This is a genomic window from Actinomyces oris (assembly GCF_001553935.1).
Lineage (GTDB): Bacteria > Actinomycetota > Actinomycetes > Actinomycetales > Actinomycetaceae > Actinomyces > Actinomyces oris_A.
The window spans coordinates 805,413-831,255 of sequence record NZ_CP014232.1 but is presented as its reverse complement, the minus strand read 5'-3'; the positions used below and the strand labels follow the sequence as shown (position 1 = coordinate 831,255).

The 25,843-nt window shown below is 69.0% G+C and carries 18 protein-coding genes and 1 tRNA gene; 12 read left to right on the top strand and 7 right to left on the bottom strand.

The features are described from left to right. Positions 1–92: 92 nt before the first annotated feature. On the top strand, positions 93–1,688 hold the full coding sequence (locus AXE84_RS03560) for an alpha/beta hydrolase (protein WP_236750124.1): 1,596 nt from the start codon (positions 93–95) through the stop codon (positions 1,686–1,688). 133 nt (positions 1,689–1,821) lie between these two features. Here AXE84_RS03560 and AXE84_RS03555 read toward each other — a convergent pair whose 3' ends face one another. Together AXE84_RS03555 and AXE84_RS03550 are read right to left on the bottom strand one after the other, a co-directional pair. Continuing rightward, entirely contained in the window at positions 1,822–2,820 is a 999-nt protein-coding gene (locus AXE84_RS03555) for an asparaginase (protein WP_060956870.1), read from the bottom strand. A gap of 19 nt (positions 2,821–2,839) precedes the next feature. Next, positions 2,840–4,387: an amino acid permease gene (locus tag AXE84_RS03550; protein WP_060956869.1), complete on the bottom strand. Its 1,548-nt coding sequence runs from the start codon at positions 4,385–4,387 to the stop codon at positions 2,840–2,842. A gap of 186 nt (positions 4,388–4,573) precedes the next feature. Here AXE84_RS03550 and AXE84_RS03545 point away from each other — a divergent pair. The 3 genes from AXE84_RS03545 (at position 4,574) to AXE84_RS03535 (ending at position 6,601) form a co-directional block, all read left to right on the top strand. Then, positions 4,574–4,646: transfer RNA gene (locus tag AXE84_RS03545), tRNA-Thr, on the top strand. A gap of 618 nt (positions 4,647–5,264) precedes the next feature. Beyond that, positions 5,265–5,594, top strand: coding sequence for a histone-like nucleoid-structuring protein Lsr2 (locus AXE84_RS03540; protein ID WP_010613074.1), 330 nt, complete (start codon positions 5,265–5,267; stop codon positions 5,592–5,594). 269 nt (positions 5,595–5,863) lie between these two features. Next, positions 5,864–6,601, top strand: a complete 738-nt coding sequence (locus AXE84_RS03535; protein ID WP_010613073.1) for a phosphoglyceromutase — start codon at positions 5,864–5,866, stop codon at positions 6,599–6,601. A 90-nt stretch (positions 6,602–6,691) separates the two neighbouring features. Here the strand turns inward: AXE84_RS03535 and phoU are convergent, their stop codons facing one another. Then, positions 6,692–7,372 (bottom strand): phosphate signaling complex protein PhoU, encoded by a 681-nt coding sequence (gene phoU, locus AXE84_RS03530; RefSeq protein WP_060956868.1) that lies wholly within the window; start codon positions 7,370–7,372, stop codon positions 6,692–6,694. Between the two features lie 202 nt (positions 7,373–7,574). On the opposite strand from phoU, the gene AXE84_RS03525 reads away from it, so the two are divergent. From AXE84_RS03525 to AXE84_RS03505, 5 genes are all read left to right on the top strand, one after another. Then, on the top strand, positions 7,575–8,825 hold the full coding sequence (locus tag AXE84_RS03525) for a sensor histidine kinase (RefSeq protein WP_060956867.1): 1,251 nt from the start codon (positions 7,575–7,577) through the stop codon (positions 8,823–8,825). A gap of 80 nt (positions 8,826–8,905) precedes the next feature. Next, the gene (locus tag AXE84_RS03520; protein WP_039774512.1) at positions 8,906–9,631 is read left to right on the top strand and encodes a response regulator transcription factor; all 726 of its coding nucleotides are present in this window, start codon (positions 8,906–8,908) and stop codon (positions 9,629–9,631) included. A gap of 148 nt (positions 9,632–9,779) precedes the next feature. After that, positions 9,780–10,262, top strand: a complete 483-nt coding sequence (locus AXE84_RS03515; protein ID WP_003779424.1) for a CarD family transcriptional regulator — start codon at positions 9,780–9,782, stop codon at positions 10,260–10,262. Between the two features lie 51 nt (positions 10,263–10,313). Beyond that, positions 10,314–11,159 carry an IspD/TarI family cytidylyltransferase gene (locus AXE84_RS03510; protein WP_060956866.1) on the top strand — a complete coding sequence of 282 codons (846 nt, stop codon included), beginning with the start codon at positions 10,314–10,316 and terminating at the stop codon, positions 11,157–11,159. Positions 11,160–11,220: 61 nt separating this feature from the next. Further along, positions 11,221–12,666, top strand: a complete 1,446-nt coding sequence (locus AXE84_RS03505) for an MFS transporter (RefSeq protein ID WP_060956865.1) — start codon at positions 11,221–11,223, stop codon at positions 12,664–12,666. A gap of 838 nt (positions 12,667–13,504) precedes the next feature. Here AXE84_RS03505 and AXE84_RS03500 read toward each other — a convergent pair. The 3 genes from AXE84_RS03500 to AXE84_RS03490 form a co-directional block, all read right to left on the bottom strand. Then, the gene (locus AXE84_RS03500) at positions 13,505–13,933 is read right to left on the bottom strand and encodes a DUF2218 domain-containing protein (protein ID WP_060956864.1); all 429 of its coding nucleotides are present in this window, start codon (positions 13,931–13,933) and stop codon (positions 13,505–13,507) included. A gap of 437 nt (positions 13,934–14,370) precedes the next feature. Continuing rightward, positions 14,371–14,700: a heavy metal-binding domain-containing protein gene (locus AXE84_RS03495; RefSeq protein ID WP_039774500.1), complete on the bottom strand. Its 330-nt coding sequence runs from the start codon at positions 14,698–14,700 to the stop codon at positions 14,371–14,373. Between the two features lie 44 nt (positions 14,701–14,744). Continuing rightward, positions 14,745–15,290 (bottom strand): SprT-like domain-containing protein, encoded by a 546-nt coding sequence (locus tag AXE84_RS03490; protein ID WP_060956863.1) that lies wholly within the window; start codon positions 15,288–15,290, stop codon positions 14,745–14,747. A 467-nt stretch (positions 15,291–15,757) separates the two neighbouring features. Here AXE84_RS03490 and AXE84_RS03485 point away from each other — a divergent pair, with 467 nt between their 5' ends. Continuing rightward, complete coding sequence (locus AXE84_RS03485) at positions 15,758–16,558, top strand: hypothetical protein (RefSeq protein ID WP_060956862.1); 801 nt, start codon at positions 15,758–15,760, stop codon at positions 16,556–16,558. 426 nt (positions 16,559–16,984) lie between these two features. Next, a complete protein-coding gene (locus tag AXE84_RS03480) occupies positions 16,985–18,511 on the top strand; it encodes a phospholipase D-like domain-containing protein (protein ID WP_060956861.1) in 1,527 nt (508 codons plus the stop codon). Positions 18,512–18,841: 330 nt separating this feature from the next. Here AXE84_RS03480 and AXE84_RS03475 read toward each other — a convergent pair whose 3' ends face one another. Then, complete coding sequence (locus tag AXE84_RS03475; protein ID WP_060956860.1) at positions 18,842–23,638, bottom strand: DUF3418 domain-containing protein; 4,797 nt, start codon at positions 23,636–23,638, stop codon at positions 18,842–18,844. Between the two features lie 108 nt (positions 23,639–23,746). Between AXE84_RS03475 and AXE84_RS03470 the strand changes: the two genes are divergently transcribed. After that, the gene (locus AXE84_RS03470; RefSeq protein WP_150116241.1) at positions 23,747–25,219 is read left to right on the top strand and encodes a hypothetical protein; all 1,473 of its coding nucleotides are present in this window, start codon (positions 23,747–23,749) and stop codon (positions 25,217–25,219) included. Positions 25,220–25,843 lie beyond the last annotated feature (624 nt).

Here is a 25,843-nt window from a genome sequence, read left to right as displayed (position 1 = left end):
CGTCCCCGCCCCAGGGGCCTCGATGGGAACTTCTCCCCACTCCATCTCCAGGAGGAGGCCCCTGGGCGGCCCAGCGGCATAGGGTTCACCTTGTGACTACTGCGACCTCTCCTCGGCCTCGTATCAAGCCCCTGTTCGTGGCGCTCGCTGCGCTTCTGGCGTGCGGGGGTCTGACCGCCTGCCAGGACGAAGCCGAGATCAAGGCAACCCCAGCAACGGCGTCGGCCTCGGCGGCGGTCCCGGCCGGGCTGGAGAGCTTCTACACCCAGAAGGTCTCCTGGTACGCCTGCGACAAGAAGGGGATGGGGGAGGCGAAGTCGGGGAAGGACACCGGCTTCACCTGCGCCAAGGTCAAGGTGCCGCTGGACTACGACAACCCCGGCGGTGAGACGATCGAGATCGCGGTGAAGAAGCGGACCGCCAGCGGGGACTCGGTCGGCTCACTGTTCGTCAACCCGGGCGGGCCCGGAGGGTCGGGCATCGAGCTGGTCGAAAGCGTCGGCTCCTACTTCTCCAAGAACCTCACCAGCTCCTACGACGTCGTCGGTTTCGACCCGCGAGGCGTGGGCGCCTCCACGGCAGTCGACTGCCTGACCGACGCCGAGCTCGACGCCGAGCGAGCCGGGGCGAACGACCCGGCGACCCCCTCGGCCGCGGCCACCCAGGAGCGGGCCCAGAAGATGGGGGAGGCCTGTGCGACGAAGACCAGCCCCGCGGGGCTCCTGGACCACATCGACACCATCAGCGCGGCCAAGGACCTCGACATCCTGCGGGCGGTCGACGGCCAGCAGACGCTGACCTACCTGGGTTTCTCCTACGGCACCTACCTGGGGGCCACCTACGCCGAGCTGTTCCCGGCCAACACCGGGCGGCTGGTCCTCGACGGCGCCGTCGATCCCTCCTTGAGCGCTGAGGAGCTGACCCTGGGGCAGGCCAAGGGCTTCGAGGCGTCGCTTCGGGCCTACGTGCAGAGCTGCCAGAGCTCCAAGCTGGGATGCCCCCTGAGCGGCGACGTCGACTCAGGTGTCTCCCAGATCCGCGAGCTCCTGGAGTCCACGAAGGCGGCGCCGCTGCCGACCTCCGACGACAAGCGGCCGCTGACCTACGACCTGGCCGTCTACGGGGTGCTGGGATCGATGTACCAGACCCAGCTGTGGCCCTCCCTCACCCTGGCGCTGTCTCAGGCGATGGGCAAGATGGGCAACCCGGACGGAAGCGCGCTGCTGGCCATCGCCGACGCCGTCTCCTCCCGCCAGAGCGACGGCAGCTACTCCGGTAACGGCGCCGAGGCCCTCATGGCGGTCAACTGCCTGGACTACCCGGTCCAGGGGGACAACACCTCCTGGGAGGAGAACGCCAAGGCCGTCAACGAGGCCTCGCCCACCTTCGGCTCCCAGCTGCTCTACCCCGACGCCTACTGCCAGGGCTGGGGCCACACGTCGAGCCGCAAGCGCGAGAAGATCACGGCCTCCGGCGCCGCACCGATCCTCGTGGTGGGCACCACCGGTGACCCGGCCACGCCCTACGCCTGGTCCGAGTCGCTGGCCGATCAGCTCGAGTCCGGTCAGCTCATGACCTGGAAGGGCGACGGACACACCGCCTACGGGCGCTCCAACGACTGCGTCAAGAAGGCCGTGGACACCTACCTGCTCAACGGGACGATGCCGGACAAGGGACTCACCTGCTGACCACCGCCGGGCAGGCCGGCCCGACCGGTTCCCGCAGGCCATGAGATCGGCCCCGGACGACATCGCGTCGTCCGGGGCCGATTCCTCAGCCGGGCCGCACCGGTGTCGGCGCTGCCCGCCTCACTGGCTCAGTTCACTGGCTCAGCTCGCCGGCGATGGAGCGTCCCATCCAGCCGGCCAGGTCGTCTCCCTCCAGTCCCTGCGAGAGCAGGAACTGGACCTTGGCGTAGGCGGCCTCCAGGGTCATGTCGCGGCTGCCGACGGCGCCACTGCGGGCCAGTGCGTCACCGGCCTCGTAGTGCCCCAGGAGGACCTCGGACTCGTGGCACTGGGAGGTGACGATGACGGCCGTCCCGGCATCGATCACCCGCTCGACGACGTCGGTCAGCCCCGGCTCCTGGGACGGCACGTTGCCGACTCCGAAGGCCCGCAGGATCACGGCCTCGGGCAGCGGTGTCAGCAGCGCCTCCAGGCGGGCCGCGGTGATGCCCGGGACCAGGTCGACCACGACGACGTCGTGACGGGCGTAGGGGGCGGCATCCTTCCAACCGGCCCCGCCCCGGGTGCATGGAGCCCACTGCCACGGGGCGCCAGTGGTGGCCAGAGGGGCCGCGTTGGGGGACTCGAAACCGGTGAAGGCCCACGAGGAGGACTTCGTCACCCGGTTCCCGGCCAGGAGCCGATGACCGAAGAACAGCGCCACCCCGCTCAGGCGCCCGGAGGTGGCGGCCTTGAGCGCCCCGGTGACGTTCGTTGCGGCGTCGGTTCCCAGTTCTCCGAGGGGGAGCTGGGAACCGGTGACGACGACCGGAACGCTCAGATCCGTCAGCGCATAGGACAGGGCGGCACTGGTGTAGGCCATCGTGTCGGTCCCGTGCAGGATGACGAAGGCGGTCTGCGGGTCGGCCGCGGCGTAGGCGCGCAGGTCGTCCACGATCGCCTGCCAGGACAGCGGGGTGGCGTTCGAGGAGTCGATGAGCGGCTCCAGCGAGGTCACGGATACCGAGCGAGCCAGGGGCGTGCCCTTCAGCACCGAGTCGAGCCACCCCTCCAGATCCGCACCGGGAACGAGGCCGTGGGGGGAGTCCACCATCCCGATGGTGCCCCCGGTGTAGGTGATGTGAACGTGCATGGGCTCAGCCTCCTGCCGCTTAGGCCTCGTGCGACGGGGCGGATGCGGCTTCGTCCACCTCGTCGGCGAGGACCTCGTCGAGCAGGTCGCCCCGAATGCGTCCCCGCACCGTGTACCAGCCTGCCACCATCATGACGGCGACGATGGCGAACAGGACCAGGGTCCAACGTCCGGCCGGGTTGGTCACGTTGGAGACGACGACGATGGTGAAGAAGGCCAGGGCCGCGTAGTTGGACCAGGGGGCCCAGGGCATCCGGTAGGCCGGGCGCACCTCCTTGCCCTCGTGCACCCGGCGCAGGAAGGCGAGGTGGGTGACGAGGATGGCTCCCCAGGTCCCGGCGATGCCGATGCCGGCCAGGTTCATGACGATGTCGAAGGCATCGCCGGGCAGGTAGGCGTTGAGGACGACGCCGAGCAGCCCCAGGGCGGAGGTGATGATGATGCCCCCGGCAGGAACCTGGTGCTTGTTGAGCCCGGCCGCCACCCGAGGGGCCTCACCGGCCACGGCCATGGAGCGCAGGGTGCGTCCGGTGGCGTACAGGCCGGCGTTGAGGGAGGACAGCGCGGCGGTGAGGACCACGACCTGGATGATGTCGCCGGCGTAGGGCACACCGATCCCGGAGAAGAAGGTGACGAAGGGCGACTGGTCCTTCGAGTAGGAGGTATAGGGCAGGACCAGAGCCAGCAGCATGACCGAGCCGACGTAGAAGACGAAGATGCGCAGAATCATCGAGTTGATCGCCTTGGGCAGGATTTTCTCCGCGTCCTTCGCCTCTCCGGCCGCCACGCCCACCATCTCCGTGCCACCGAAGGCGAAGACGACGCCGAGGGTCAGGGCGAAGACGATCGGCAATCCCTCGGGGAAGAAGCCGCCGTTTTCGAGGATGTTGTGAGCCCCTGCGGTGATCGCGCCACCGTCGGGATCCGTTCCGGTGTGAAGCCCGAGAACAATGGCGACGATGGCCACCACCATGAAGGACACGATGGCGGCGACCTTGATGAGCGCGAACCAGAACTCCGCCTCGCCGAACATCTTGACGTTGAGCATGTTGAGGATGAAGACCAGGACGAGTGCCACGAGCGCGAAGACCCACTGTGGAACAACCTTCAGAGCCGTCCAGTAGTGGAGGTAGAGGGCCACGGCCGTGATGTCCGCCATCACGGTGACCGACCAGTCCAGGAAGAAGAACCAGCCGGTGATGTAGGCGCCCTTCTCTCCGAGGAACTCACGGGCGTAGGAGACGAATGCTCCCGAGGAGGGGCGGCGGATGGCGAGCTCGCCCAGAGCGCGCACCATGAGGAAGGCGAAGATTCCGCAGACGGCATAGGCGAACATCAGGCCCGCTCCGCCGTCCTTGAGCCGCCCGCCGGCCCCCATGAAAAGACCCGTGCCGATGGAGCCGCCAATGGCGATCATCTGCAGGTGGCGGTTCTTCAGCGACTTGTTGTAACCGGCGTCGCCGCGGTCCCGGATCTGGTCGGGCTGGGAAGCGGGGGAGGGTGAAGGCGAAGCACCCGAGTGCGGTGAGGGAGAGGTGGGGGAGTGGCTGGACGGAGACTCGCTCATGGGGATCCTTACGGAGAGGGAGACCTGTTGAATGACGTGCGGAGAATACCGGGCCCGGTCGGTTCGGGTGATGCGGGGCGGCGAGGAGGGAGGGTGACTGTGTTGAGGAACACGGTCCTCCTGGCGGCGCTGGATTGCGGTGGTGGCCGCAGGGCCGGTATGTTCGGCTCTGCTGCTTGTGCCAGCGCCGCCTTAGCTCAGTCGGCAGAGCGATTCACTCGTAATGAATAGGTCGTGGGTTCGATTCCCACAGGCGGCTCGATCAGCCCCGGGAGGTGATGCCTCCCGGGGCTTTCTGGGTTCCGGGCGCCTCGCCCGCGACTCTTCGGTGTGCCTTTCGGCACATTTGTTGGCTGTGACGGATGGTCTGGGTGTGGGATTTCTGGGATGACCGCGTGGCCGAAATCCTTTGTCATCCTGTGGTCAGGGGTGGGCCATGGCTCGCGCGGGGCGGATTCTCCCGACTTGATGCGATGTTCCTCAGGGTGAGAGTCGTGGTGCTGCAGGTCTTCTCTTCCGGCTGAGAGAATCCCCCACTGCTATCTGGGAGTCATCTGGGAGATTGGGTGTCTTGGATTGACTGATCGTTGGATACCTCGAGGCGGTCGGAGGGTAGGGAGTGTCGTGCCTGGATTGTTCCGTCAGGTCTCGTGGGGATCTCCAAAGGGGGCCTCAGTGCTTTCACAGTTTCCGTCTCAGTCATCACGGCGTCCGGGGTGGTATGGCGTCGCGCTTCACCGTGTGATTGGGGGTGAAGTGGCCGGTAATGGGGCGACGAAAAGCCGTGTTGCATTGAGGGCAACTATTGTTTAATCTAACGTTGTCCGCAGCGGGATACATCCTTCAGGCCCGCTCCCTCCGCTCAGAATGAGGAATCATGGCACAGAAGACTCAGGTCATCCTCGTCGACGATGTCGACGGGTCCGAGGCCAATCAGACCGTCACCTTCGCCCTTGATGGCGTCTCCTACGAGATCGACCTGAACGACGAGCATGCAGCTGCTCTTCGTGAGTCCCTTGAGGAATGGGTCGGAAAGGCTCGTCGCACCGGCGGCCGCCGTAGCTCCGGTCGTCGTCGTTCCAGCGGCCCTTCTGACACTCAGAAGATTCGCGAGTGGGCCCGCGAGCAGGGCCTTGAGGTTTCTGACCGCGGTCGCGTCTCCGCAGAGGTGCGCAAGGCCTACTACGACGTCAACCCCGGCAACTGAGGGAACGTGGGTGTCCGGCTCACAGGCAGCCGGCGCCCCGCATCGAGTCATTCTCGAGCTGATTGCCACCTCGCACCACGACTCTGGTTGTGCGCTCAGGCGCATTACCAGAGTCGTTGTGTATTCAATACGTGAATTCGCTCCGTGAGTGGGCGGTATCGCTGCGAGCAGTTCCTTTGCTCCGATGCGCCGGTACCCCGCCCACTGCAGCAGCCCTTCTAGGCCTCCTGGGCCTCGCGCCATGCCCGCGATCCTGGCAGGATAGGGCCATGGCTTACACCCTCGTACTGCTCCGCCACGGCGAGAGCGAATGGAACGCGAAGAACCTCTTCACCGGCTGGGTCGATGTCCCGCTGTCAGACAAGGGCCGCGCCGAGGCCGTCCACGGTGGCGAGCTCCTCAAGGAGGCCGGTGTCCTCCCCGAGAAGCTCTTCACCTCGATGCTGCGTCGCGCCATCATGACCGCCAACCTCTCCCTGGACGCCGCGGACCGTCACTGGATCCCGGTGGAGCGCGACTGGCGCCTCAACGAGCGCCACTACGGCGCCCTGCAGGGCAAGAACAAGAAGGAGATCCGTGACGAGTACGGGGAGGAGCAGTTCATGCAGTGGCGCCGCTCCTACGACGTGCCGCCGCCGGCCATTGAGGCCGGTTCGGAGTTCTCCCAGGACACCGACCCCCGCTACGCCGGTGAGCCCATCCCCGCCACCGAGTGCCTCAAGGACGTCCTCGAGCGCCTCCTGCCCTACTGGGAGGGCACCATCGTCCCCGAGATCAAGACCGGCAAGACCGTCATGATCGCCGCCCACGGCAACTCGCTGCGCGCCATCGTCAAGCACCTCGACGACATCTCCGACGACGACATCGCCGGCGTCAACATCCCCACCGGGATCCCGCTGGTCTATGAGCTCGACGAGGAGACCCTCAAGCCCCTCAAGAAGGGCGGCCGCTACCTCGACCCCGAGGCCGAGGCCAAGATCGCGGCGGTGGCCAACCAGGGCAAGTGAGCCCCGGCGGCCTACCGCACCCTCCATGACACGGGCGGCGCCGGACCTTCCTTGAGGTCCGACGCCGCCCGCGTCATTGCTTCCAGGTGCTCAGTGGAGCGCGTCGGCGTCCTCGGCGTCATGCGTCTCGGGCATGGAGGCGCCCGAGACGAGGTAGGCCACGCGGCTGGCCACCGACGTGGAGTGGTCGCCGAAGCGCTCCAGGAAGCGGCCCATGAGGACGGCGTCGATGACCTGCTGGCGGCTCAGGTCGTGAGCCGGGTCCAGGATCATCTGGAAGGAGCGGCGGTGCAGGGCATCGAGCTCGGCGTCGTCGGTCTGAATGACGGAGGCCAGCTCCAGGTCCCGCGTCGAGATGAGGCGGGCGACGTCCTTACCGGCGCGCACCGCCAGGTCCGCCATCTCCAGGATGAGCCCCAGGACCGGCTCGGGCAGTGGCGGCTCGGGGTAGCGGCCGCGGGCGATGGCCGCCACGTGGCGGGCCAGGTCGCCCTGGCGCTCGAGGGTCTGGGCCATGCGCAGCGCGGACAGGACGTTGCGCAGGTCCCCGGCCACCGGCTGCTGACGGGCCAACAGCATGACGCACAGGTCGTCGATGTCGCGCTGGAGGTCGTTGATGCGCTCGTCGGCGTCGATCACCTGCTCGGCGATGACGATGTCCCCCTGGCGCAGGGACTCCGCGGCCCGCTCGATCGCGGTGGCGACCTGGTTGGCCATGGACTCGAGGTCGGAGCCCAGCTGCTTGAGCTCCTGGTTGAAGATGGCGCGCATGAGGCTGCTCCTGTTCGGGGCGAGGACCGATGGTTCGGGCCGGTCGGTGAGGTGGCGTGGCGGCGCTGCTCGACGATCCCGCCGAGGCTGCCGCCAAGGATGTTGTCCCCAAGCACAGCAGCCCCGCGACTCCGCCGCAAGCGGCACGCCCACAGGCGGCGCCGGCCGGTGAGGGCTCTCGGGGCTCATCTACCCTAGAGGAGTGGGTCTGACCGTCACTGTTCTCCTCCTTGCCGCCGCCGGGCTCCTGTGCCTGGGGGTGGGGATCGGTGTCGCGCTGTCCCGGCGCGAGCGCAGAGCGGCCACGAGCGCCGCCGACCTGGCCGGCCTGGCCGGGACCGACACGGCCGTCCCGGTGTTGGCGGCACTGCGCTCGACCGTCGTCGTCCTCGATGACGACGACGAGGTCCTGCGAGCCTCGGCGTCGGCCTACACCTTCAACATCGTGCGCGACGACGCCGTCATCGAGCCGACCGTGGTGGCGATGGTGGGGCGCGTGCGGGCCTCGGGCCAGGCGCAGGACGCGGCCGTCACCGTCGCCCGGGGGAGGGTGCCCGGCGCGGGCCAGTTCCACCTGCAGGTGCGGGTGGCCGGTATCGGCCAGGGGCGCGTCCTCATCCTCATTGAGGACCACACCGCCGCCCGCCGGGTGGAGGCCATGCGCCGTGACTTCGTCGCCAATGTCTCCCACGAGCTCAAGACCCCGGTCGGTGCGATCCAGCTGCTGGCCGAGACCGTCGAGGCCGGCGCCGACGACCCCGACTTCGTGCGCGACTACTCCGGGCGCATGCGCAAGGAGGCCCGCCGCCTGGGCGTCCTGGTCCAGGAGATCATCGAGCTCACCCGCCTCCAGGAGGGCGACGCCCTGGCCGAGCCCGAGGTCGTTGAGATCGACGACGTCGTCGCCGAGGCCGTGGACCGGGTGCGCGTCGAGGCCGACGGCCGCCAGATCACCCTCGTGGCCGGCGGGACCAAGGGGCTGCGGGTGCGTGGCGACGCCGCCCTCATCACCACCGCCGTGCGCAACCTGCTGGACAACGCCGTCCGCTACTCCGAGCCGCGCACCCGGGTCTCGGTGGGCGTCTCGCTGGATGCGGAGGACCCCGATATCGTGCGCATCGCCGTGGTCGACCAGGGCATCGGCATCCCCAAGGAGGAGCAGGAGCGCGTCTTCGAGCGCTTCTACCGCGTGGACAAGGCCCGCTCGCGCGCCACCGGGGGCACTGGCCTGGGCCTGAGCATCGTCAAGCACGTGGCCGCCGACCACGGCGGCACCGTCGAGCTGTGGTCCGCCCCGGGACGCGGCTCTACCTTCACCCTCGTGCTGCCGCGCCTGGGCGAGGGCGAACCGGTGGAGGGTGAGTCGGTCGGGTCTGGTTCGGTCGGGGTCGGTTCGGCCCAGGACGAGCCCGCCGACGCCGCGGCGGAGCACACCCCCGGGAGCGGGTCATGAGCCCGGCAGAGCGCTCCGCAGCGTCGAGTGCAGGGTCAGCCGGGACGTCTGCGCCCTCCAGCGCACCGGCCGCGGCGTCGATGACGCCGGTGGGCGGCCCGACGCGGATCCTCCTGGTCGAGGACGAGGAGAACTTCCGCGACCCACTCGCCTACGGGCTGCGGCGCGACGGCTTCGAGGTGGTCGAGGCCGAGGACGGCCAGCGCGCCGTCGAGATCTTCGAGGCCTCCCGGCGCCCCGGCGGCGTCGGCCCCATTGACCTGGTCCTGCTGGACCTCATGCTGCCCCGCCTGGACGGGACCGAGGTGTGCACCCGGATCCGGCGCTCCTCCTCCGTGCCGGTCATCATGCTCACCGCCAAGGACACCGAGCTGGACAAGATCGTCGGCCTGGAGATCGGGGCCGACGACTACGTCACCAAGCCCTACTCCTACCGGGAGCTCCTGGCGCGCCTCAAGGCGGTTCTGCGTCGTAGCCGCGCGGCCGCCCCGGAGCCCGAGCCGGTGCTGGTCGCCGGCGGGGTGCGGATGGACGTCGAGCGCCACGAGGTCAGGGTCGACGGCGAGGTGGTCGCCATGCCGCTGCGGGAGTTCGAGCTCCTCGAGCTGTTTCTGCGTCACCCCGGCCGCGTGCTCACCCGCAGCCAGATCCTGGAGCGCCTGTGGGGGCCCGATTACGAGGGCGACACGAAAACTCTGGACGTCCATATCAAACGGCTCCGGGGCCGGATTGAGGTCGACGCCTCCAAACCGGTTCTCATCACCACGGTCAGGGGTCTCGGCTATCGCCTGGACGGGGATTCGTAGCACTGATTCTCCATTGCGGATGGCGCCGCAGTTCTCGCCCCGGCCCCGGGGCGGGCCCGCCGTGACCTCTGTGAGATACGTCCCCGATCTTTGCGCGGAATGACCTGATAAACTAGAGGTCCGCTATCCAGTCTGGAGAGTCATCCTTATGACCTATGAAGTCGGTGAGACTGTCGTCTACCCGCACCACGGGGCCGCCCGGATCATTGACATCCGGCAGCGCAAGGTACGCGGTGAGGAGAAGACGTATCTGCAGCTCGAGGTGGCCCAGGGTGACCTGACCATCTTGGTTCCCGCCGAAAGCGTTGAGCTCATCGGTGTCCGTGACGTGGTTGATGAGACCGGCTTGGAAAAGGTCTTCGAGGTGCTGCGGGCACCGCTGACCGAGGAGCCCACGAACTGGTCTCGCCGTTTCAAGGCCAACCAGGAGAAGATCGCCTCCGGGGACGTCATCAAGGTCGCCGAGGTCGTGCGGGACCTCTCCCGCCGGGACACGGACCGCGGCCTGTCCGCCGGCGAGAAGCGCATGCTCGCCAAGGCCCGCCAGATTCTCGTCTCCGAGCTGGCTCTGGCCCAGAAGACCCCTGAGGAGGAGGCCGAGTCCCGCCTGGACGAGGTCCTCGCCTCCTAGTTCGCGCAGTGCCTGTGCTCGGGGCGTCGGGGACGCGGTAGCGTCCTGCCCGTGAGCATCAGCCCTTCATCCCAAGCATCCGCCCCGCCCGAGTCCGCTCCGGGTGGGGCGGTCGCTGTTCTCACCGCGGCGGGCTCCGGGTCTCGCCTGGGTGCCGGGGTCCCCAAGGCCCTCGTCCCGGTGGGTGGTGTCAGCCTCCTGCGGCGGGCGGCGGCCGGGCTCATCGCCTCGGGCGCCGTCAGCCACGTCGTCGTCACCGCCCCCGCTGAGGAGGTCGACCGGTTCCGCGCCGAGCTCGAGGGCCTGCCGGACGGATCGGTCGGGGCCTCGGCGGGCCGACGTGGTGAGATCGAGGTTGTTGCCGGCTCGCCCCGCTCCCGGCAGGCCTCTGTGGCCCTTGGGCTCGCAGCGGCCCTGGCTGCCGTACCGCGGGCCGACGTCGTCATCGTTCACGACGCCGCGCGGGCGCTGACGCCGCCGGAGGTGACGCAGCGGGTGGTCGCGGCCGTGCGGGCCGGGAACGAGGCCGTGGTCCCGGCGCTGCCCGTGACCGATACCGTCAAGGAGGTCGAGGCCCGCCGGGCGGGGGAGCCCGAGCCCGTCGTCGGCACCCCCCGACGCGACCGGCTCCGGGCGGTCCAGACCCCCCAGGGATTCTCGACCCCCGTGCTCGTCGCCGCCCACCGGGCTGGGGCCGAGCGGGCCGGAGATGAGACGCTCGCCGCCTCCGACGACGCCGGTCTGGTCGAGGCCTGCGGCGGCAGCGTCGTCGTCGTCGCCGGTGACGAGCGCGCCATGAAGGTGACTACGCCCATGGATCTGGCCCTGGCCGAGCTGCTCCTGGAGCGGCAGTCCGCTCAGGGGAAGCGCCCTGCCGAGACCGGTGGGGAGAACTGACGATCAGGTCGGTTCCCTTTTCGGTACCGCCAGCGGCCCGGATGGCCCTATCGTCTCTCCCATGAGCACGACAGTGACTGCTCCGACGCAGGCCGGCTCCCGCACCCGGCTCCTGTCCTGGCCCGTCATCGCCTGGGGCCTGTGGGACTGGGGGTCGGCGGCCTTCAACGCGGTCATCACCACCTTCGTCTTCACCGTCTACCTGGTCAGCGACTCCTTCGGGGCCAAGGCGGACAACGAGTCGGCGCTGTCCCTCGGGCTGGCCATCGCCGGCCTGTTCATCGCCCTGCTGGCGCCGGTGACCGGGCAGCGCTCGGACCGGGGCGGGCGAACCGTCTTCTGGCTCGGGGGCTACACCGCGGTCGTGGTGGCGGTCTCGGCGGCCCTGTTCCTGGTGCGGCCCGAGCCCGGCTACCTGTGGTTCGGCATCGTCCTGCTGGGGGTCGGCAACATCTTCTTCGAGCTGGCCTCGGTCAACTACAACGCCATCCTCAACCACCTGGCCCCTAAGGACCGCATCGGTGCCGTCAGCGGGCTGGGGTGGGGGATGGGCTACCTCGGTGGCATCGTCCTGCTGCTCATCCTCTACGTCGCTCTCGTGGGGCCGAGTCCCCTGGTCTCCTTCGCGGCTGGAAGCGGGATGGGGGTACGCGTCGCCATGCTCGTGTCGGCGGCCTGGTTCGGCCTGTCCGCCCTTCCCGTCCTCATCAACCGCTCCCGCAGGCTCGGGCGCTCCCGCGCCGAGCACGTCGCGGAGGTCGGTGAGGGGATGGCGACTGCCGAACCGGGACGGGACCGGGCCGCCATGGAGGCCGAGCCGGTGGAGGCCGTCTCCCACCAGGGCAGGCGCAAGGAGTCGATCCTGACCTCCTACAAGCTGCTGTGGCGCACCCTGCTCCAGCTGCACCACTTCCAGCCGCGTCTGCTGTGGTTCCTGCTGGCCGCCGCCGTCTTCAGGGACGGGCTGGCCGGGGTCTTCACCTACGGCGGCATCATCGCCCAGAACACCTTCGGCTTCTCATCGGGCGACGTCATCATCTTCGCCATCGTGGCCAACATCGTGGCCGGCATCGCCACCATCTGGGCCGGGCGGCTCGATGACCGCTTCGGGCCGCGCAACGTCATCATGGCCAGCCTCAGCATTCTGGTGGTGGCTGGACTGCTGGTGTTCTTCCTGCACTCCGCCGGGACCGTGGCCTTCTGGGTGCTGGGTCTGCTCCTGTCGGCCTGCGTGGGGCCGGCCCAGTCAGCCGCCCGGTCCTTCCTGGCCCGCCTCATCCCCGAGGGGCAGGAGGGCGAGATCTTCGGGCTCTACGCGACCACCGGGCGGGCGGTGTCCTTCATGGCTCCCGCGATGTACGGCATCTTCATCTACCTGGGCACGCGCATCGTCGGGCCGGGGGCGAACTACTGGGGGATCCTCGGGATCGTCGCGGTGCTGGCCACGGGACTGCTCCTCATGCTGCGCGTGGGCAACCCCGTCGCCGAGGAGGAGTCGGCCGCGTAGACCACGCCGGCCGCGTAGACCGCCGTCGCGGTCGTGCCCTATGCCTCGCGGTCGAGGGCTAAGGGCACGACCTCGCGATCTACCCTACGAACGCGCGGTGCGTCTCATGTGCTGTCTCCTCACTTCTGAGACGTTTGGGTGTCATGAGTTCTGAGGCACTCGTTCGGGTGGGAACTTTGGGCGGGCTGGTGGTCCAGGAGGCGAGGGAGGCTTAGGGGTGAGGCATGACGGGGTGTCGGTGTCCACGGCGCTGACATTAACCTCGAATCGGGACTGCACGCCTGAGAGAAACCGCAGGATTCCAACGATCCCCGCTGGTCGCGCTGACGCCGGGCTCGTTGATGTCAGCGCTGTGGACACTGGGCCGCGCAGGAGTGAGTCCGGGGTTCTTGCGGCAGAGCCCGGCGCCTACGTCTCAGGTCCGCCCCCACCGTCCCCTGCTCGCCGCCTGCGCTGGGGTACGGAGGCTATGACTCGACTCTGGCCCCGTCCCGAGTTGGCCCGAGTCGGCCTGCTCCACGAGGGTCGGGACCTACTGGCCAAGGGGTGTGCGTACTGCACGAAGGTCCCACCTACCCCCAGTGCTCCCAACCCTCGTCCAGTAGCGCCCCACCTTCGTGCAGTGCATCCAGACGACGCCGTACGCCGCCACAGTGACCGGGTCAGTCCGCTCCGACAGGCTGAAGCAGCAGCTCTCACATCTCTCTCCCGTCTGGCAGACGCACCCAACCGGTGTCTTGAGATGTCATGACATCCGAGACTCTCAGAAGTCATGAGACAACACTGAGGGGTACAGGGTGCGACCGCGCGAGCTACCCTACGAACGCGCGGTGCTTCATCATGAGGAGGCCTGGCGGGCCTCGCGCTCGGCGCGCATGCGTTCAAGATCCTCTGGAGTCAGAGGCCCCTGGGTGGTGCCGGGGGCCCCATTCTGACGGATCCAGCTCACGACGAGACCCTCCTTGGCTCCGAAGCGGGCCAGGTGGATTCCGGTGACCTGCTCGAGGCGTTCGAGGTGCGCGTCGTCGGCGGCCAGGTCGAGCTGGAGGATGCCATCGTGGCAGGAGAGCTCGACGACGCCGGCGACTGCCCCCTCGCGGTCAAAGGACAGGGAGCCGGTTTGGGCGGCCTCATCCCAAGCGGCGGTGATCTTGCGGCCCATGTGAGAGGCCAGCTGCTTGCCGTATCGGGAGGGGCGGTCCGTGCTCACGCGAGCGGTGGAGCGACAGGAGAAGACGGGCTGTGCTGAGTCGGCGGAGTCAGTCATGCCCCTATCCTGACGCGCTTGGCCGGCCGCGGTCCCCACGAGTTCTCTCAGAGCGCGAGGGTGGGCCGGGAAGCCACAAGAGGCATACCGGCGGGCCCGAGAAAGGACTCGGCCCGCGGTCCGGAAATCCGAACCGCGGGCCCAAGCCTCGCGAGGCCCCACCTGCAACCCGGGGTCCCATGCACCCGAGGAGGCGGTTCCTCCTTCGCCGAAACGATGAAGTCAGGCTCCCTATGACCCGGCTCCATCTCAGAGGATCGATCTGTCATCGGGCTCCCCAACCCTCGAGACCGTCCCTGTCCGGCGGTGACTACTATGTAACGCCCTGACCCTGTGAGGACGAGGGGCAGATCCCTGGGAAAAATCTGGGAAATTCGCGGGTGGGTTGTTTCGGTGACTCAAGCCTTCCCCGGAAGGGGAATGGGGCTCAGTTTCGCTCAGGAGACCGGGGAGAACCGCACTGCGGTGCCCGAGGCGGTCACCATGAGCATGCCGTTGTCCGAGCCCAGCGTCTCGTAGTCGATGTCGACGCCGACGATGCCTTCAGCGCCGAGCTCCTGGGCGCGCTGCACCATTTCCGCCAGGGCGCTCTCACGGGCCTGGACGAGCTCGGCCTCATAGGTCTGGGAACGACCGCCCACAAGGTTGCGGAACCCGGCCGCCATGTCCTTGAGGGCGTTGACTCCGGCGATGGTCTCACCGCAGACGACTCGCAGGTACTGGGTCACGGGGTATCCCTCGACGGTGGGGGTGGTGGTCACGAGCATGATGGCGACTCCGTTCTTGTGGGGTGATGGTTGGTGCAAGCACCCTACAGGGTGGTGAAATCTTCTTGTGACCTGGTGGCGGCCTGCCTGGCCAGATGCAGCAGGCGGCTGTAGCGCTCGCTAATCCGCGCATGGGGGACGGGTTCTCCGTCGAGGCTCCACGTCAGGAGGTGCTCCAGGCTGAATCGAGGGGCGCAGCGCGAGCAGGAGACGGGTGAGGCCGGGCGGCGCATGCGGTCCACCTCGTGGCCCGCCGGGCACCTGCCCACCCAGCGTCCCCGCAGTCGCGGGGCCTGGGCGTCAATGAGCCGCCGGCCCGTCGCCCCCAACCGGGTCGCCTCGGCGGCCCAGACGGCGTCGTGCCCGTGGCTGGGGCCGACGCGGGCGTGGGCGATCTCGTGCAGGATCGTCTCGCGGACCTGGGTCTCGTCGTACAGGCTCATGAGGTGGCGGCTGAGCGTGATCCGACGTCGAGCATGATCCGTCTGGCCGGCCCGCCGACGCGCCCGGTCGAAGGCCAGGTCCCAGTCGCCGACGTCGGCCTCCTCCATGAGGGAATGCGCCAGGCTCAGGACGTCGGGAAGATTCACGGGCCCACGGTATGCGACGGCGGTCTTCCCGGACGACGGCGGTGCTGTGGGGCGTATCGCCTCCCGTCGGCTCCTGATCGGGCAGTGGCTGCGGGACGCTGGGGTCTTCGGGCCGTGCATGGGCCCTGTGATGTGACACGATGGCGCCGATGTCCCACCATCCCTCCGGCCGGCGTCCGCGGCCCCAACGAAGCACTGCAGGATCCGGATCGCCCCAGCCCGCACGTGCGCCGCGCAGCGGCCGTCCGACCGCGCAGCGCGGTACTGACCGTGCCCGGCGGGAGGATACGAGTCACCGTCCCGGGCGGGGGAAGGGGAGTCGAGGAGGCCGTGGGCGCCTCGGGCTCCTGCGTGCCGGTGTCAGACGGCGGCGGGGGCGCAGGGGCGGTTCCGTTCGGTCCTTCCTGAGAAGCCCGATCGGCGTTGTCCTGGCCGCCTTCCTGGTCACGCTCCTGGTGGGACTCCTCGTGCTGCGTAGCACCGGTTCCTCCCTCGGCGGCCTCGCACTGGGGTGGGGGCGGGACACTGATGCCGGGACGCGTTCCGCTCCGGCACCCCTGGTGCCCGACGCCAGCGGCTTCAACGCCGCCCGCATCATCGATGACGAGGTCTTCTACGACTCCCAGGCCATGACGCGCGAGGAGATCGCCGCTTTCGTCACCAAGGTCAATGCCGGCTGCCAGTCGGGCAGTGATGGCACCCAGTGCCTGGCCGCCGCCACCTTCTCCGTGCAGGCCCGCCAGGCCAGCACCTTCTGCCCCGGTGACATCAAGGCCGCCTCCGGCGTCAGTGCGGCCGACGTCATCTGGGAGGTCTCCCAGGCCTGCGACATCAATCCCCAGGTGCTCCTCGTGCTCATTCACAAGGAGCAGGGACTGCTCACCGCCTCCGGCGAGAACCTGAGTGCTCGCGACTACGAGGCCGCAGCCGGGTACGCCTGCCCTGACTACGGGGCCTGCGACCCCCAGTGGGCAGGCTTCCCCTCCCAGCTCTACGGGGCGGCCTCCCAGTTCCATCGCTACCGTCTTGATCCGGGTGGCTACGACGTCGTGGCGCAGCAGCCCAGGCGCATCGCCTACTCGCCCGATGTGCTGTGCGGCAGCGGTGAGGTGACGGTGGCCAATCAGGCGACCGCCGGCCTGTACAACTACACGCCCTTCCAGCCCAATGAGGCCGCCGCACATGGTGGGGACCAGTGCACCTCGTGGGGCAACTGGAACTTCTACGGCTACTTCAAGACGCTCTTCGGAAGTCCGACGTCAGATTAAGTGTGGTCGGCGGAGGTGTGGATTCCGCAGTATTTCAAGGGATCTGAGGGAGGGAGTCGACATGCTCGGAAGGTCGTGACCATATCGTCATCAAGCGTCACCATTTAGATGCGTGATTTCCAGCCTTCTCTCAGACAGCATCGGCAGAGTCATAGTCACCGCTGAACGGTGGCGACCGTGAGGTACTGGGGAGTACCACTGACCGGCCTCCACTGAGTCCGGGCCACAGCCAAGGGAATGTGCTCGGGCGTTTCGGTGAAGGAGGACCCGCTGCCGAATGGGAACCGGTATGCGACCTCGTTGCGAAGGGCCCGACCCGGTGGTTCAACCGGGGCGGGCCTTCGCAGTGCCTGGGCGCAGGACCATCCGGTCCGCGCCCAGGCTTTTTTGCGGGGACCCGTTCAGTGAGCATGACATGATGCGAGCATGACGCTGCCGCCGGTACTGGCGACCACCTGGGTCGTCATCGAGTACCTCATCAAGATCGCCGCGCTGGGCACGGTTCCGGAGAACCGCCGCCCGTCGTCGTCGACCGCCTGGCTGCTGCTCATCTTCCTGCTGCCCCTCGTGGGACTCCCGCTCTACCTGCTCATCGGCAGCCCGTGGGTCCACGGCACGCGCCGCCGCCAGCAGCACACCGTCAACGAGATCACCCTCGACTACACCCGCGCCATGCCAGACCTGCCCAAGGGGGCCCGGCCCTCGACCTACCTGGCCGGAGCGCTGCGCATGAACCGCCAACTCACTGGCCTGCCCTGCGTCAGCGGCGAAGTGGTGGCCGTCCACGCCGACCCCCGCAGCACCTACGAAGCCATGGCCCGAGCCATTGACTCCGCCACCGACCACGTCCACGTCGAGTTCTACATCATGAGCTGGGACGAGGTCACCGACGTCTTCTTCGCCGCCCTGGAGCGCGCGGTGGCCCGCGGAGTCACGGTGCGCCTCCTCCTGGACCACCTGGGCAGCCGCAAGTACCCCGGCTGGAAGCAGTTCTGCCAGCGCATGACCGACGCCGGCATCCGCTGGCGCCTCATGATGCCGCTGCTGCCGCTCAAGCGCCGCTGGCGCCGCCCGGACCTGCGCAACCACCGCAAGATCCTGGTCATCGACGGCGAGAAGGGCTTCATCGGCAGCCACAACGTCATCGACCCCTCCTACCGGACCCGGCGCAACGTGCGGGCCGGGCGCCGCTGGGAGGACCTGTCCGTGGAGGTCACCGGCGAGATCGTTCTGGAGGCCCAGGCCATCTTCGCCATGGACTGGTTCTTCGAGGCCGGCGAGCAGCTCGAGGCCTTCGACCTGGCGCTGGGGACTCCGGCCGAGACCCTGCCGGAGATGGCGGGACTGCCGGGAATCCCGGTGGGCACGCCGGCCCCCAGACCCGGGCGCCCAGGCGCCGTCGTCAACGCCATGCAGCTCGTTCCCTCCGGGCCGGGGTACCCCACCGAGCCGAACCTGCGGATGTTCCTGGCCCTCATCCACGGGGCCAAGCGGCACGTGTCCATCACCAGCCCCTACTTCATTCCCGACGAGGCGCTGCTGGCGGCGATGACGTCGGCCGCCTACCGGGGGGTGGAGGTCGAGCTGTTCGTGGGCAAGGAGTCCGACCAGTTCATCGTCAGTCACGCCCAGCGCTCCTACTACTCGGCGCTCCTGGCGGCAGGGGTGCGGATCTACCTCTACCCCTCGCCGATCGTCCTGCACTCGAAGTACATGACGGTCGACGACGAGGTCGGGGTCATCGGCTCGTCCAACATGGACTTCCGTTCCTTCGCCCTCAACTACGAGGTCATGCTGTTGGCCTTCGGCGGGGACCTCGACGACCTGCTGCGCAACAACGACGCCGCCTACCGGGCCGCCTGCACCGAGCTGACCCCCGAGCTGTGGGCCACCGAGCCCTGGTACAACCGCTACGTGGACAACGTCTGCCGCCTCATGTCCGCCGTGCTGTAGTGGAGGAACCGGGGGACCGGCCTCGGCGCTGAACGATCCGGGCTGTCCGCTTGGACGTCGTCGGCCCCCGCACCTTAAGCGGTGCGGGGGCCGACTGTGTGGAACCGGAGAAAGCGTTCGTGAGATGCCTGAGATGGAGAGACGGAGAAAGCAGGCGCCGCAGTGATCGTTTTCTCTATGGCTCCAGGATAGCCGCGCCGGATATCGGTGTAATCGTCCAGGTGGGCGAACGGGCCGCTGACTCATCTCCTCCTAAGGGAGGAGATGTCATCGTAGGGATGACGCCTCATGGTGCACTCACGAGGTGCGCGAGGCGAGCCGTCCGTAGAATCAGGCGATCTGGGCGCAGAGCTTGGTGATGCGCTGGAGGCTCACCTTGCGGCTCGTCCCCAGCGTCTGGGCGAACAGGCTCACCCGCAGCTCCTCCACCATCCAGCGGGCCTCCTCCAGGAGGGCCTCACGCTGCGGGTCGGCCGGCAGCGAGGCCGCCTTGGCGCGGGCCTTGTCCACCACCTCCCGGGCCTGGGAGACCTGGAAGGCCAGGGCCGCGTCCTGAGAGGCGGCCGACGGCGAGGAGGCCGCCTTCTCCACCCGCATCTCCAGGGCCCGCAGGTAGCGCTCCAGATGCGCCAGGTGCTCCGGCGGGGTGGCGGTGATGAAACCCTCCGGAACCAGGGAGGCCGCGTGCTCGCGTACCTCCTGCAGCGTGTTCAGCAGCGTCAGAGAGGTGTGCTCACCCACCACGCGCTCCACCTCCCGGGCCGCCTTGAGCGCCGCCGCCGCATACCGGGCCACCCGGTAGACCTCCTCCTCGAGCTCACTGCGCATGACACCGACCAGCGCCTCGAAGACCTCCCGCCTGCGCACCTCCGCCAGCGCGCAGCCGGAGGCCGACGCTGCCCAGCGCCCGGCCACGATCCGTGCGGCAGCCGCCTGCACGTCCTCCACGAGAGCCTCTGTCGTCCGGTAGGGACTGGCCGCCAGGATGAGCGACTCCTGGGCACTCCACCGGCTCGTCACCCGGGCCGTCGGCAAGGCCGTGCGCGCCAGGGCCAGCGCCGTCACCCCGGCGCCATGAGCGCTCAGCTGCGCAGCGGCGTCGGGCAGGATCCTCAGGTCCACGCTCCTGGTCCCGTTCGCCACCAGGGCGGGGTAGCCGCGCACCACCAGGCCGGCCCGGCCCGCGGACTCCACCGAGGCCGGGATCGTCGAGGCACCCGGGTCGCCCAGGCCCGACACACCCCGAGGCCAGTCGGTCAGTCCCTGGCGCTCCTCCAGGCCGGCGCCGCCTCCAGCAGCGGCCCCAGTTCCGGCCCCTGAGCCTCCTGCGGTCCCAGCGGCGCCACCCGGGCGCTGGGCGGCCGCCGGCCGCCCGCCCTTCTTCTTACGGCCCTTGCGGCCGGGCTTCCCGCCCTGCGCGCCCTGGCGCTCCTGGGCCTCGGCCATCGCCTGGGCCAGCGCGCCGCGCACCACTGAGCGCACGGCGGCCTCCGTCTTGCCCGACAGCCGCTGCTGGAGCGCAACCAGGTCCCGGCCACGACCAATGACCCGGCCCTGCGCATCCAGGGCCGCGAAGCCCATCGCCAGGTGATCCGGCAGCCGCTCGGCCGCCTCGGCCCAGTCCTCCTCCGTGATCTCCACGCCCTTGAGGCGGAGCACCACCCGGCTGAAGGCCTCCTCGAAGGGCACCTCGGGGCAGCTCGCACCCGGCGGCGTCGGGAACTCCTGGGCGATCTGCGCCCACACCTGGGCGCCCACGTCCGGGGCCGGCACCAGCTGGCGGCGCACCCGCTTAGGCAGCGCCCGGATCGTGGCCACGCACAGCTCGGGGCGCATCCCCGGCACCAGCCAGTCGAAGCCCTCCGGGGCCAGGCGCCCCAGTACCTCCACCGGCACCTGGACGCTGACCCCGTCCTCGGGGTGGCCCGGCTCGAACACGTAGTCCAGTCCCAGGGTCAGGTCCCCCTGCACCCACGTGTCCGGGAAGCCGCTCGCGTCGCCCCCGCCGGGCAGCAGCAGCTCCCGGGTGAAGTCCAGCAGGTCCGGGGTGGTGCGCCGCTGCTCCTTCCACCAGGCGTCGAAGGCCGCTGCGGAGGTCACCTCCTCGGGGATCCGGTCGTCATAGAAGTCGAACAGGGCGGTGTCGTCGGCCAGCAGCCCGTGCTCGCGCCGACGCCGCTCCACGTCCTGAAGCTCCTCGATGAGCTCCCGGTTGCGCTCCACGAAGCCGTGCCGGGCGTGCCAGCCGCCCTCCACCAGACCCGAGCGGATGAACATCTCCCGGGCCACCTGGCGGGCAGAGTCCGTCCCCACGCTCGCCAGCGTCGCCGGCCGGTCCGCCACCAGCGTCATCCCGTAGAGCAGCACCTTCTCGTGAACCATGGCCGCCCCCTGGCGGGTCGACCAGTAGGGCTCACCGAAGACGTGGCGGGTCAGGCCCGCCCGGTCCGCCACCTGCTCGATCCACCGCGAGTCCACCTTGCCCACCGTGCGGGCGAAGAGCCGGGAGGTCTCCACCAGCTCGGCGGTCATCACCCAGTCGTAGGTCTTGCGGCGCAGGCCCGAGCCCGGCCAGATCGTGAAGCGGGTCCCGCGCGCGCCGGCGTACTCCCGACGACGCTCATCCCAGTTCCCCACATTGGACAGCAGCCCCACCAGCAGCGAGCGGTGGATCGCATCGGCGTCGGGCGTGTCCGCACTGCGCCCCAGGGCCACGACGGCGGCCGCCACACCCCCGTTGGCGATCTGGGCGGCATGGCTGCCCGGCTCCAGGGCCTCGGTGGCCGCCCGGATCGAACGGGCCGTCGGCAGCTCCACCGGGGCCGCGTCCAGGCCCAGCGGTCGGGCCAGCTGACGCAGCTGGGCGTGGACGTCCTGCCACTCGCGCACCCGCAGGTAGTGCAGGAACTCGGCCCGGCACATGCGCCGGAAGGCCGAACCGGACAGCTCGCGGCTCTGTGTGCGCAGGTAGCGCCACAGGTTCAGGTAGGTCAGGAAGTCACTCGTCGGGTCCGCGAAGCGCCGGTGCAGGGCGTCGGAGGCCTCCTGCTTGTCCGCAGGGCGCTCGCGCACGTCCTGGATGGACAGGGCCGCCACAATGACCATGACCTCCCCGACGCAGCCCAGCTCACCGGCCTCCAGGAGCATGCGCCCCAGGCGCGGGTCGATGGGCAGGCGCGCCAGGCGCCGCCCGATCTCCGTCAGGCGCGGCCCCCGACGGCCCCGGTCGGGGGCGTCGTCGGATCGGGTCGGGGCGGCCGCGGCCGGCTCGATGGCGCCGATCTCCGTGAGCAGCTGCAGGCCGGAGCGGACCTGGCGGGAGTCGGGGGCGTCCAGGAAGGGGAAGTCCTCCACCGCCCCCAGCCCCAGGGCCGCCATCTGCAGAATGACGCTGGCCAGCGAGGTGCGCAGGATCTCCGGCTCGGTGTACTCCGGGCGCGCCTCGAAGTCGGCCTGCGAGTACAGGCGGATGGCGATGCCGTCGGCCACGCGCCCGCAACGGCCCGCCCGCTGGTTGGCGCTGGCCCGGCTGACCGGCTCGATCGGCAGGCGCTGAACCTTGGTGCGGTTGGAGTAGCGGGAGATGCGCGCCAGGCCCGGGTCGATGACGTACCGGATCCCGGGAACCGTCAGGGAGGTCTCGGCCACGTTCGTGGCCAGGACGATGCGGCGCACCTGATGGGCCTCGAAGACCCGGTGCTGCTCGGCGGCGCTCAGACGCGAGTACAGGGGAACCACCTCAATGGCACCCGGCGTGCGCGAACGGCCGTCGGGCGTGTAGCGCGCCCCCAAATGGTCGATGAGGGCCGCCTCGGTGTCGCGGATGTCGCGCTCACCGGCCAGGAAGATGAGGATGTCGCCGCTGGGCTCGCCCAGGAGCTCGTCGACGGCGTCGAGGATCCCGGTCACCTGATCCTTGGGCTCCCCGGACTCGGCGGCCGTTGAGGCGGCCCGGCCCCGGCCCTTGCCACGAGCCCCCTGGTTGCGGGGCGCGAGCGCGGCGGGGCCGGCGCCGGAGCGGATGGCCTCGCGGCGGGCCCGGGCCGCGGCGCGCACCGCCGGGTCAGGCGAGGTCAGGGCCTCCAGCTCGGCCTCGCTCAGCTCTCCGGGTCCCGCCGGGCCGGGCTGGGGCGCGGCGGCGGGCTTGGCCGGCTCGCTGCCGGCGTCGTCGGAGGCAGGAGGGGCGTCGTCGGGAGCCAGCGGGCGGTAGCGCACCTCAACGGGGTAGGTGCGCCCGGAGACCTCGATGACCGGGGCGGGAACGGTGAAGGGCTGCCCGCGGTCGCCGATCTGCTCGCGGCCGAAGTGCTCGGCGAAGCGCTCGGAGTCGATGGTGGCCGAAGTGATGATGACTTTGAGGTCGGGGCGCTCGGGCAACAGGCGCGCCAGGTAGCCCAGGATGAAGTCGATGTTGAGGCTGCGCTCGTGGGCCTCGTCCACGATGATCGTGTCATAGCGGCGCAATTGGGGGTCGGACTGGATCTCCGCCAGCAGGATGCCGTCGGTCATGAGCTTGACCAGGGTGTTCTCGCCTACCTCCTCGGTGAAACGCACCTGGTAGCCGACGACGCCGTCACGTCCGATCGGGGTGCCCAGCTCGGAGGCGATGCGCTCGGCCACGCTGCGCGCGGCAATGCGCCGCGGCTGGGTGTGGCCGATCATCCCGGTCACGCCCCGCCCCAGCTCCAGGCAGATCTTGGGCAGCTGGGTGGTCTTACCGCTGCCGGTCTCACCGGCGACGATGACGACCTGGTGCTCACCGATGGCGGCGGCGATCTCTTCACGGCGGGCGGAGACCGGCAGCTCCTCGGGGTAGACGATCGCCGGGACGGCGGCGGTGCGGGCGGCGAGCTGCTCGGGGGAGTAGCCCTTCCAGGCGTTGCGGCGCCTGCCCTCGGTGCGGCCCGGGCGCCGGCCCCGACGCCTGCCGCCACCGCGCGGGGATCGTGACTTCTGGCGGTCCGGGGCGCCGCCCCGCGCACGATCGGCGGCGTGCCCGTCCGGCCCGCCAGGGGACGCCTGAGTGTTCTCGGTGCTGCGCGCGCCGAGATCGCCGTCCTGCTGGCCGTGATGTCCATCGGCGTGATCGTCGCCCTGGTTGTGCGTGAGGTGCTCGCCCTGTTCCATAGGTGACCCATTGTCCCCCATGGGCGCGCCGGCGCCCGATCACCCCGCGACAGGACCGCCGGCGACAGGCCAAGCCGGTGGGGGGACCTGCGTGAAATACTCACCGACATGACGGAAACTCCCCAGCGTCCGGGCCACCCTTCAGAGCCTGTGGCGCACGGTGCGGCCGAGCCTCAGCCTCCCTACGATCCGCAGAGCCTCGCGGATACACCAGGCTCGTATGCTCCGCCCGACTTCTCCACCCAGCGGACCGCACTCGACCAGGGGCAGTTCCCATCCGTCCTGGGCGGTGGCGGTGATCAGGGCGGTACTGCTGGAAGAAGGCCCCGACGTCGACGTGCCGCGATTGTCGTGGCGGTCGTGACGGTGCTGGTCCTCGCTGTCGCCGCAGGGGGCGCGGCCTACTGGTGGCTGCGCGGCACGAAGGTCGATGGTCTTGTCTACCGGGCAGTGCCGGCGGATGCCAGCTGGAACAAGAGGTGGGTCAACGGCTACCGGGAGATCTGGTCTCTCAAGGCGACGAATGGTTTCATGCAAGGTCGGTTCGCCTCAGTGAAGTATGCCGAGGGCAAGCTCATCCGGGCGACGCCCGATGAGGACTTCGTCGACGTCGAGGTTTACTCGCTGACGAATACGACTCCCACACTGCTTTTCAAGGACAGATTTGAGGGCGGTGACGGCTCTTATGAGGCGAATGTATGGCAGGGGTGGCTCATAGAGAAAGGTGAGCTCGTCAACCTGGAGTCCCAGAAACGCCGGGATGCCCCGTGGGATGACGATGCGAAGGTGTCGGTAGTCGGCGGCTACGCCATAGCCTGCGAGAAGGCGCAGTGCTCGATGTGGTCGTCCTCGAAGGAGCGTGTGTGGAAGAAGACCCTGTCCTTCCTGCGTCCCGATGAAGTCGATGACGTGATCTTCGATCATCCCATCGGGCCTTATGTGAGTGCTCATACCGGATTTCGGGCCCAGGCCGTGCAATCCCTCATTGTCGACCTCAGGGACGGGTCGAGTAAGTCGATCAAGCAGGAGGCGGCGGGTGTCTACCCGCGCCCCCTTGCCGATGGGTGGCTGCTCTATGACCCGTACAAGAGTCTCGAGGGCCCTGCGACAGTGACTCTGCTGAAGGCCGATGGGTCTGTCCAGGAGACCTTCGAAGAAGGAATACCTCAAGGCTTCAAGAACTACCCCTGGTCTCCGGGCTACTGGACCTTGGACCAGGCCCGGGCCTGGTTCAAGAGCGGCGACACCTCGTGGGCCCCCTATACCTTCTCCATCGATGTCAGCGATACGGAATGCAGTCATATCATCGTCGGTGGGAAGAAAATCCATGTGTCTACACACAGTCCGCTCATCGATGGGGACTCGCGCTTCGGCTGCGTGGGGGATCCGATTGAGGGGCTGGAGCACTCGGGTCGGGGGATATTGGAGTCTTCACGGACCGGACAGGTGATGACTACTCTCTGCGTCTTGTTGATATGTCGAACGGGAACAGTCCCGATCCCGTCCCGGAGGGGATCGATGAGAACTATCGCATCGCAGTGGGTGACCTGCTCATCTCCTACCAAGGCGACGGTGAGCTGACGGTCTACCGAGCATCCTGATCACAGGCCCCTGGTTTCCGGCAGGTGGCAGAAGCCAGGCTGACGAACTGCCGGCCGCGCAGGTGAGCTCCGTGGAATACTCGCCGATATGACGGATACTCCCCAGTGGCCGGGCCACTCCTCCGGGCCCTTCCCGCACGGTGCTGCCGGTCCTCAGCCTCCCTACGGTCCGCAGTCCTCTCAGGCCTTCCCGGCTCCCGGCGGCTTCCAGGCAGGGGCGGGGTGGCAGAATCCCCCCGGGGCGGGTGGATTCCCCACTCAGCCGGTCATGCAGCAGCCGGCCCAGGCCCCCTACCGCCCGGCAGGGGCGCCGGCGTCGTACCAGGCAGGTCCGGCCTACCCGGCCGCTCCCGACGGCGGGGCCCCCACGCGCGGGCGGCGCACCGCCGTCATCGTGGCGGTCGTCGTCGTGCTGGTCCTCGCGGTCGCCGGAGGGGAGCGGCCTACTGGTGGCTGCGCGGCCGGGATGGAAAGCCCGCGAGTCTGGGGACGTCGTCGGGACCGGCGTGGACCAAGTCCTGGCTCAATGGCTATGAGGAGGTCTGGGCTCTCGATGCCCCCAAGAAAGAACCTGGCAGTGAGGGGAGTGTCTCGGTCGAGCACG

What these genes read in the sequence shown, in the direction of transcription:
- AXE84_RS03555 (WP_060956870.1), bottom strand. Translation starts at nt 2,820, where the DNA reads ATGCACGTTCACATCACCTACACCGGGGGCACCATCGGGATGGTGGAC.
- AXE84_RS03550 (WP_060956869.1), bottom strand. Translation starts at nt 4,387, where the DNA reads ATGAGCGAGTCTCCGTCCAGCCACTCCCCCACCTCTCCCTCACCGCAC.
- AXE84_RS03540 (WP_010613074.1), top strand. Translation starts at nt 5,265, where the DNA reads ATGGCACAGAAGACTCAGGTCATCCTCGTCGACGATGTCGACGGGTCC.
- AXE84_RS03535 (WP_010613073.1), top strand. Translation starts at nt 5,864, where the DNA reads ATGGCTTACACCCTCGTACTGCTCCGCCACGGCGAGAGCGAATGGAAC.
- phoU (WP_060956868.1), bottom strand. Translation starts at nt 7,372, where the DNA reads ATGCGCGCCATCTTCAACCAGGAGCTCAAGCAGCTGGGCTCCGACCTC.
- AXE84_RS03520 (WP_039774512.1), top strand. Translation starts at nt 8,906, where the DNA reads ATGACGCCGGTGGGCGGCCCGACGCGGATCCTCCTGGTCGAGGACGAG.
- AXE84_RS03515 (WP_003779424.1), top strand. Translation starts at nt 9,780, where the DNA reads ATGACCTATGAAGTCGGTGAGACTGTCGTCTACCCGCACCACGGGGCC.
- AXE84_RS03505 (WP_060956865.1), top strand. Translation starts at nt 11,221, where the DNA reads ATGAGCACGACAGTGACTGCTCCGACGCAGGCCGGCTCCCGCACCCGG.
- AXE84_RS03500 (WP_060956864.1), bottom strand. Translation starts at nt 13,933, where the DNA reads ATGACTGACTCCGCCGACTCAGCACAGCCCGTCTTCTCCTGTCGCTCC.
- AXE84_RS03495 (WP_039774500.1), bottom strand. Translation starts at nt 14,700, where the DNA reads ATGCTCGTGACCACCACCCCCACCGTCGAGGGATACCCCGTGACCCAG.
- AXE84_RS03480 (WP_060956861.1), top strand. Translation starts at nt 16,985, where the DNA reads ATGACGCTGCCGCCGGTACTGGCGACCACCTGGGTCGTCATCGAGTAC.
- AXE84_RS03475 (WP_060956860.1), bottom strand. Translation starts at nt 23,638, where the DNA reads ATGGAACAGGGCGAGCACCTCACGCACAACCAGGGCGACGATCACGCC.
- AXE84_RS03470 (WP_150116241.1), top strand. Translation starts at nt 23,747, where the DNA reads ATGACGGAAACTCCCCAGCGTCCGGGCCACCCTTCAGAGCCTGTGGCG.